This is a genomic window from Psychrilyobacter piezotolerans (assembly GCF_003391055.1).
Classification (GTDB): Bacteria; Fusobacteriota; Fusobacteriia; order Fusobacteriales; family Fusobacteriaceae; genus Psychrilyobacter; species Psychrilyobacter piezotolerans.
This window is the reverse complement of record NZ_QUAJ01000084.1, coordinates 1-331: the sequence shown is the minus strand read 5'-3', so window position 1 is coordinate 331 and position 331 is coordinate 1. Positions and strand designations below refer to the sequence as shown.

The following is a 331-nucleotide window of genomic DNA, read 5'->3' as shown; positions in this document are numbered from 1 at the left end:
AAAAGCTTTTAGGTTGTCGTTGGTAAGAATATCTTTAAGTGTAATAGTAGTCATAATAGTTATTATACCAAAAACCCCCAAGATGGGGGCTGGGGGTTGAAGAAGCGTTAGCTTTTTTTTATATACTATTGCTGTTACTTGATGAGCTTAGTGTAAAAGATTTTAATTGGTGTAGATTGGCGGCAAAATAATAGAAAATAAAATAAATAATTGACATTATTTAAAAAGTGGTGTATACTTATTTTGTCTTTGAAAGTGCGGGAATAGCTCAGTTGGTAGAGCGTCAGCCTTCCAAGCTGAATGTCGCCAGTTCGAACCTGGTTTCCCGCTC

At 36.0% G+C, this 331-nt stretch carries 1 tRNA gene; it reads left to right on the top strand.

The features are described from left to right. Positions 1 to 257 precede the first annotated feature (257 nt). Positions 258 to 330: transfer RNA gene (locus DYH56_RS15760), tRNA-Gly, on the top strand. The last annotated feature ends 1 nt before the right edge of the window (position 331 follow it).